This window comes from Marinobacter vinifirmus (assembly GCF_002258215.1).
GTDB lineage: Bacteria > Pseudomonadota > Gammaproteobacteria > Pseudomonadales > Oleiphilaceae > Marinobacter > Marinobacter vinifirmus.
Genome location: NZ_NEFY01000042.1, coordinates 1 through 6,327 on the forward strand (window position 1 = coordinate 1; position 6,327 = coordinate 6,327).

Below are 6,327 nucleotides of genomic sequence, written 5' to 3' on the forward strand. Positions count from 1 at the left end.
GCGTTAAATGTCTCGAGAGGAACCATGCATACTTTAAATACCTTTTTATTTGGTGATCCGGAAGATTGGAGCAGAGAAAAGGTCTTTGACTTGGTTAGAGACTATTTTTCTAAAGATGCAGACGTTGAATTCTCGGAAGAGGAAGTTCCATTTGGAAACATACCACCAAAACTTAGGGTAGGTTTCGGAGATTACTTTTTCAAAGTAAGTGTTATAGAGGACAAAACCATCAATGAAAGTATTAGCCATATAAAAGAGATCACAGGTGAAAATATAGAGTCTCAAAAAGAGTTGCTGTGCGAATTTCGTACTACATTTTCTAATGACAAAGACTCAGACTTCGATCATATCGCAATCAGTATGTATCAATTTTTAGAAAATTTACCATTTTCATTAGTTTACGATGATAGTCATAAAAAGGTTATTTTAAAAAACATTTAACAAAGCGCTGCAAGGGACAAACCTACGCTGCGCTTCGGTTTGCCCCAGAGCGCGGCGTTATATAGGGAGGTAGCAGAACATGGAGACACTATTTGAGTTTGTGTCAAAAATTCCTTCCTCAGCCTGGGTGGCCCTATCCACAGCGATACTTACTTCTGCATTGACGTTGATCGGTGTAAACCTCACGAATCGAGCCAGCAACGACCGATTGCGAATTCAACTTGATCATGAAACTGAAACGCGAAGAAATGACATAATTCGGGAAAGGCTTGAGGAATTGTACGTAGAGTCAAAGCGATACACGAATATAGCGGTATCGCATTTCCTGCCATACAGGCAAGTAATGGCAGGAGAGCTGACCTTTAATGATGCCCTAGACATCACTACAAACCGGAACTATGCACACAACCCGGATCGGTTGAATCTGATTATTGACATGTACTTCCCAGAGCTTCAACCATCGTTTTCGGCCGTTAAAGAAAAGCTCGATCATATTCAAGATGTCCTGCATGGCTATAAACAGCAGTATAAATCCGGTGATATTTCGGGCGAGAAATGGTTGCCTCACTTTCAAGAGGCCCTTGAGTTGTTGGCGGAAGAGGCCGGCTCATTTGAGCGTGAGGTATCGAGAATTGCCAAGACTATATAACAAGGCCATTAAGGTTGTTCCGGGCCGATGGCCCTCCACCGGACGCCCTTGTCAGGGCGCCGCTTATGGCTGGCGTTAAATTTAAAAACCTTGTGCCCAAAGCGCATGGGGAGTTGGCTTTAAAACCGCAAAAAGGGAGAAAAATGAAAGGATTATTTCGGATCACGTTGTTTTCATTCGCGCTTTTGCTTTATGGGTGTGATAGCTCCGGTAGTGGTGCTGGCCAACAGGCTGTTCCAGATGAGGTGTTCTCGGAACAGTCACCGCTCGCTTTCGCGCAAGCTTACGTAAAGTACGTTCAAGATGGCGCGAGCAAAGACATTTATAGTCAGTTTTTGCATTCGGATGCGCGCGAGAAACTGGACTCCGGCTCTAAAATGATGGACTTCATGTATCAAAGCGCGCCAAGAGAAAATGCGGAAATCGCCGAGCGGCGCGTATTGAATGAGGGGGCCGAAATCTCGGAGCGGGAAGGCGGCGAGAAAGTTTTTATACGGTTTTATTTTGACGAAGAAATCGATTTCGCATCCGTATATCCGCACTCGCCCTTGGCGGACGAGGGGTACGTCATTAAGAGTGGTCAAATCAACATGCGAAGGGATGGCGATCGATGGGGGGTTATTGGCCACTCTCTTGACGGGGAGTAGTGGATTGAGACTAAGCCCCTGCTCGGAAAAGAATTTAACCAGTGCAGGCACGGCGACGCCCATTACATTGCGCCTTTGGCTCCATTTCATGGGCGCGCATGCTGCAAGCGTTATAAGGCCAAGGAAGTCCGATAGTTTTGTCTATTATCTCAGCTCTCAAAGTGTTCATCGTGACTTCCGTACTATCGCCGGGATTGTGTGCATTCTTTTTCACTCTTGCTCTGTCCATTGGCGATTTCTTGAGCGGAAGCTCAGCAGGAATCGACCTGACGCAAGTATTTGAGCTTTTTGGGAAAGCTGTTCTGGTAGCGTACCTTTCCCTGTCTATTCCGCCACTATTGTTTTTGCTCGTAATTTATGCGGGAACATACAGTTTTCTTTGTGCTTGGTTGCAAGGTTTAAAGTTGCCGATTAATCCCGCCTTTCGGTATGTGGTCAACGCAGCGGCGTCAGTGATCGTGGGCTATGCGATCTACAGTTTAGGTTTTTTCTGGTTGGGCGAAGAGCTTGGTAGTCCATCGTGGTGGCTTTTTTCCGTTACGGTACCGGTTTGCCTTTTGATGGGCTTAATTGCATCTGTTTTGGTAAGGCCTTATAACCAGTAGTTGCAGTTCGTTCCGGGCCTGCCGGCCCTCCACCGGACAGCCTTGTCGCCGCTTCGCTCTGCCAAGGCTGCCGCTGAACAACGGCGTTATGCAATCAAGGAGGACAAGTTACGTGATCACTGACCGAGAAACTGAACTGGCTGAGCGACTAATCAAGCTACATGACGGAAGGAGCTATCGGGAACTCCAAGAACTGTCGGCGCTGCCTAAAGACCCGAATGATGATGGGAAGATCACTGAAGACATGTATCTGGATATGTGTCGGGATATAGAGAACGAAATGGGTGCGTTGGAAAGCATCGAGTCTATAGATTGCCTACCGAGAAATGAGTCCAAGTTGACGTTGTGGAAGGCGAAGTACAGCAAAAGTGATATCAAAGTGTTTTGGGCGATTGGATTCGACTCGGAGACACTGAAAGTTCAAGACGTTATGGTCCAATGGTAAATGCATAACAAGGCCAGTCACGGCGACGTCTACTACATTGCGGCTTCGCCTTCATTCCGTAGCCGCGCATGCTGGCTGGCGTTATGTTTCTCGGAGGGAGACGATGTTCAAGACCATTATCTTTTTAGGAGCTCTTTCGCTCGGGTTCGCCCTCAATGTGCATGCAGATGACAGCGCAAGGATTGATCGACTGGAGACGCAGGTCCAAGAGCTGAAGAATCGGCTATCGAACTTAGAAAGCCAGATCAATGATCAAAGCGATGTTCAGGAATTCATAGCGAACGGGGATGGGTGGAGATCGATCGCAAACTGGAGAAAGCTGACAACAGCAATGGGCTACGATGATGTTGAAAGGATTCTCGGCACACCTGAGCGAGTGGACGGAGGTAACCTGGCACATTGGTATTATCCAAACCGCGCAAAAGTTATCTTCATGCGCGGGAAGGTCGAGTCATGGTCTGAACCAAGACAGTAATACATAACAAATCGCTGTAGTACGCGGCCGATGGCCGCCGGACGCCCTTTTCATTGCGGCTTCGCCTCCATTACAAGGTCGCCGCTAAGCTCAGCGTTATGGGTAAGGGAGTATCAGTGAAGGCCTATAAATTATTGTCCGCATACGGAAGTACCGTCATCAGCAAAACGCCTGGCTCTCTGGGTGGCAACTCCAAAGCGCGAATTTACGGTCGATTGGATTGCTCTGCGGCCAAAGGAGCGCTCTCTAAAGGCTATGCAGAACATCGTGTCTTCTTTGCGAATGAACAAGATGCCATTCGCGCTGGCTACAGGCCGTGCGGGCGGTGCATGGTATCGCGTTATAAAGAATGGAAATCTGGACCAGAGGGGAAGGAGGACTATCCTTGGAAACAGTTGCCCAAGTAAGAACCCATAACAAGGCCAGGCACGCGACGCCCACTACATTGCGCCTTCGGCTTCATTCCGTAGGCGCGCATGCTGCAAGCGTTAACCACACTGGCAAATTGGAGAGCTGAGCATTGTGGAAGTTTGACCCAGTCCTAAGAGATGCTGGCTATTATCGTCGGCGTTGGTCATTCATTAATGGTTTGCTCAGTTTCGTATTCTTGGTTGCCGGTACGGTGGCATTCTATTTCGACAATGTGACGCTACCTGGGCGCACGGGACTCGCCGAGTTTTCGGGTAAGTGGGCCCACGGGGTAGGGGTGGCTTCCTTCTTCATTGCTGCCTATTGGATTTATCAGTCGGTAAAGGAGTATCGAGTCTCTTTGCTCATACTCCTGGCCCCGTTTCTAGCTGCGGCAGCGGTGTCGGCAGCTCTGCTGGCCATAAAGTATGGTTAACAAGTCGTTGTAGTACGTTCCGGGCCTTCGGCCCTACACCGGACGCCCATTTCGCTGCGCTGCATGGGCGCCGCTAAACGTTGGCGTTAGGTCATCGTATGAAGAAGCTGTTTTTTTGGTTGGTCATTCTTTTCTTCGTGTTCGCGCAGTCCTATTTTATCTATGCGCTAAACCAACCGGAGGCTGCCAAGTCATTTACGCAACTCTGGTATAGCTTTGGCGTAGAGCAAACGGCCTATTCGCAGTTCGTTTTCCGTACGATTCAGTGGTGGGTGGTATTGCCTATTTTATGTCTAGGCTTGGCCTTTTCAGCACTGTTCCGCGCAACCAAATGGTTGCCATTGGCCGCAATTTCCGTGAGCGTTGCGGGTACAGTGGCTCTTTATTGGTCTGCGTATGCACCAGCATTGCTCGTACATGTTTAGACCTAACAAGGCCATTAAGGTTGTTCGGGGCCGATGGCCCTCCACCGGACGCCCTTGTCAGGGCGCCGCTTATGGCTGGCGTTAGCTCTCCTGTGCATAGACTTCCCAGTAAGGAGTAAGGTTTGTCAAAATTATCGCAATCACAGAAAGTGGTTCAGTTTCTTCGGGATAATCCGAAAGAGCGTTTCAACGCGAGAACTATAGCTGAAGCAATAGTCAGCCTCTATTCAGATGACTATGCAGAAAAACGCAATAATCCCAGATTTGTCGATGAGAAGGCATTTATCACTCAGATTGTTGCCGAAATTGGCGCGCAGAAGGATCAAATCGCAAATCAAAGCCCTCATGTTTTTTGGCAGGATAAGCCTCGTCCGAGACTGTACTGGTATGACCCTGATAAAAAGTCGACCGATATGACAGAGGTTTCGGATTTTGACGGCCCTGATGACGATGAGGTGGTTGTAGATACTGCACCAGCCACAAATCACATAGTATCTGAACATGAGCTGTATCCATTACTGATTGAATACCTCAAAACGGAGCTAAAGCTTTACTGCCTTCGAATAGATGAAAAACGCTCAAAAAACTCAAGAGGTAGTGGCGGAAATCAGTGGCTACATCCAGATATCGTGGCCATGCAGCCTATTGATAAAGAATGGAACGAATTAATCAGAAGCTGTGTGAAGCAGGGCGCAGGTCAGAGTGTCCGTTTGTGGTCGTTCGAGGTAAAGAAAGAGCTTAACGGCTCCAATGCCAGAAAAAGCTTTTTTCAGGCAGTAAGTAATTCTAGCTGGGCAAATGAAGGTTACTTGGTGGGTACGTCAATTGCTGACGCAAATACAGAAAAAGAATTAAGGATGCTGTCTGCGTTACACGGAATAGGAGTAATTTTACTCAATCCTGAAAATCCAAGTGAAAGTGAAATGATATTACCTGCACGTTCTCGCCCAGACGTAGACTGGGAGTCCACTAACAGGATACTAACTGAGAATGAAGATTTTCGTGATTATATCGAGCTAGTCTCAACCTATTATCAGACCGGAAGGGTACGTGCCAGAGATTGGAACAAGGCATAAGCTAACAATGCGCTGCTGCCGGACAATTTTTCCGCTGCGCTCCAAAATTGCCGCAGAGCGCGGCGTTAGCACCTCATGTCCGACGGCTGTCGTTCACGTCGTCCGCAAGCCAAGCCTTGATTAGTGATTGATAGGGCATGTCCCGCTTGTTGGCTTCGATTTTGATCCGATCAAGCAAGGTTTCCGGCAACCGGAGTGAGATCGTCTTGGTTGAGGGTTTCAGCTTCGGGAACGATGCCGGCTTGGCCTGACTCCAATCCAGGTAATCTGTGGAATCGTGGGTTTCCCAGAACTCCCGCTCTTCTGCTTCAGTTTTAAATTCAGGCATCTTTTTTAGCTTGCTCATAAACAGCCCTCTCTTTACGGTGCATGTCGCGAGCGGAAATCACTCTGATCAGCGTACCGTTCTGCCTTAGTGTGAACGTAATGTGGAGTAGTCTCTCATCATCCGTTACACCAAGGGCATGAAAACGGGCCTCAGTCTGGCTATGCTTGGAGTCATCCAGCACCAGAAGCGGCTCGTTAAAGAAAATTTCTTCCGCTTCGGACTGGTTTACGCCGTGTTTCTCCGCGTTCTTGCGGGAGTTGCCTTCGTCCCAGTCAAAGCCAGTAACTTGTGCCCAGTTGATCATAAAAGTATATTATCAGCATATACATTGGCGTCAACAAGTGCTAACCAATGCAGGCACGGCGACGCCCTTTACATTGCGCCTTCGGCTC

Annotated in this window: 12 protein-coding genes; 10 read left to right on the plus strand and 2 right to left on the minus strand. The window is 48.2% G+C overall.

Annotation, left to right across the window (positions count from 1 at the left end; all coding sequences use genetic code 11):
* The 10 genes from B9Q17_RS17685 to B9Q17_RS17730 form a co-directional block, all read left to right on the plus strand.
* A partial coding sequence (locus B9Q17_RS17685; protein WP_208618806.1) for a hypothetical protein occupies window positions 1-441 on the plus strand: 441 nt, incomplete at its 5' end.
* Window positions 442-520: 79 nt separating this feature from the next.
* Window positions 521-1,090, plus strand: coding sequence for a hypothetical protein (locus B9Q17_RS18295; protein ID WP_094626158.1), 570 nt, complete (start codon window positions 521-523; stop codon window positions 1,088-1,090).
* Window positions 1,091-1,155: 65 nt separating this feature from the next.
* The gene (locus B9Q17_RS17695; RefSeq protein ID WP_094626179.1) at window positions 1,156-1,737 is read left to right on the plus strand and encodes a hypothetical protein; all 582 of its coding nucleotides are present in this window, start codon (window positions 1,156-1,158) and stop codon (window positions 1,735-1,737) included.
* A 137-nt stretch (window positions 1,738-1,874) separates the two neighbouring features.
* Entirely contained in the window at window positions 1,875-2,342 is a 468-nt protein-coding gene (locus tag B9Q17_RS17700; RefSeq protein ID WP_094626180.1) for a hypothetical protein, read from the plus strand.
* A gap of 112 nt (window positions 2,343-2,454) precedes the next feature.
* Window positions 2,455-2,787: a hypothetical protein gene (locus B9Q17_RS17705; protein ID WP_094626181.1), complete on the plus strand. Its 333-nt coding sequence runs from the start codon at window positions 2,455-2,457 to the stop codon at window positions 2,785-2,787.
* A 103-nt stretch (window positions 2,788-2,890) separates the two neighbouring features.
* Window positions 2,891-3,262: a hypothetical protein gene (locus B9Q17_RS17710; RefSeq protein WP_094626182.1), complete on the plus strand. Its 372-nt coding sequence runs from the start codon at window positions 2,891-2,893 to the stop codon at window positions 3,260-3,262.
* Window positions 3,263-3,360: 98 nt separating this feature from the next.
* A complete protein-coding gene (locus B9Q17_RS17715; protein WP_094626186.1) occupies window positions 3,361-3,669 on the plus strand; it encodes an Ada metal-binding domain-containing protein in 309 nt (102 codons plus the stop codon).
* Between the two features lie 113 nt (window positions 3,670-3,782).
* A complete protein-coding gene (locus B9Q17_RS17720) occupies window positions 3,783-4,106 on the plus strand; it encodes a hypothetical protein (RefSeq protein ID WP_154707674.1) in 324 nt (107 codons plus the stop codon).
* 98 nt (window positions 4,107-4,204) lie between these two features.
* Window positions 4,205-4,531: a hypothetical protein gene (locus B9Q17_RS17725; protein ID WP_094626184.1), complete on the plus strand. Its 327-nt coding sequence runs from the start codon at window positions 4,205-4,207 to the stop codon at window positions 4,529-4,531.
* Window positions 4,532-4,653: 122 nt separating this feature from the next.
* Window positions 4,654-5,607: a COG2958 family protein gene (locus B9Q17_RS17730; RefSeq protein WP_094626185.1), complete on the plus strand. Its 954-nt coding sequence runs from the start codon at window positions 4,654-4,656 to the stop codon at window positions 5,605-5,607.
* A 73-nt stretch (window positions 5,608-5,680) separates the two neighbouring features.
* Here the strand turns inward: B9Q17_RS17730 and B9Q17_RS17735 are convergent, their stop codons facing one another.
* The gene (locus tag B9Q17_RS17735) at window positions 5,681-5,935 is read right to left on the minus strand and encodes a BrnA antitoxin family protein (RefSeq protein WP_227513253.1); all 255 of its coding nucleotides are present in this window, start codon (window positions 5,933-5,935) and stop codon (window positions 5,681-5,683) included.
* Entirely contained in the window at window positions 5,928-6,239 is a 312-nt protein-coding gene (locus B9Q17_RS17740) for a BrnT family toxin (protein WP_027830483.1), read from the minus strand. The genes B9Q17_RS17735 and B9Q17_RS17740 overlap by 8 nt, the downstream gene beginning before the upstream one ends.
* Window positions 6,240-6,327 lie beyond the last annotated feature (88 nt).

Bases quoted from the DNA above. Each gene is read 5' to 3' on its own strand.
- B9Q17_RS18295 (WP_094626158.1), top strand. From the start codon at position 521: ATGGAGACACTATTTGAGTTTGTGTCAAAAATTCCTTCCTCAGCCTGG.
- B9Q17_RS17695 (WP_094626179.1), top strand. From the start codon at position 1,156: ATGGCTGGCGTTAAATTTAAAAACCTTGTGCCCAAAGCGCATGGGGAG.
- B9Q17_RS17710 (WP_094626182.1), top strand. From the start codon at position 2,891: ATGTTCAAGACCATTATCTTTTTAGGAGCTCTTTCGCTCGGGTTCGCC.
- B9Q17_RS17715 (WP_094626186.1), top strand. From the start codon at position 3,361: ATGGGTAAGGGAGTATCAGTGAAGGCCTATAAATTATTGTCCGCATAC.
- B9Q17_RS17725 (WP_094626184.1), top strand. From the start codon at position 4,205: ATGAAGAAGCTGTTTTTTTGGTTGGTCATTCTTTTCTTCGTGTTCGCG.
- B9Q17_RS17735 (WP_227513253.1), bottom strand. From the start codon at position 5,935: ATGCCTGAATTTAAAACTGAAGCAGAAGAGCGGGAGTTCTGGGAAACC.
- B9Q17_RS17740 (WP_027830483.1), bottom strand. From the start codon at position 6,239: ATGATCAACTGGGCACAAGTTACTGGCTTTGACTGGGACGAAGGCAAC.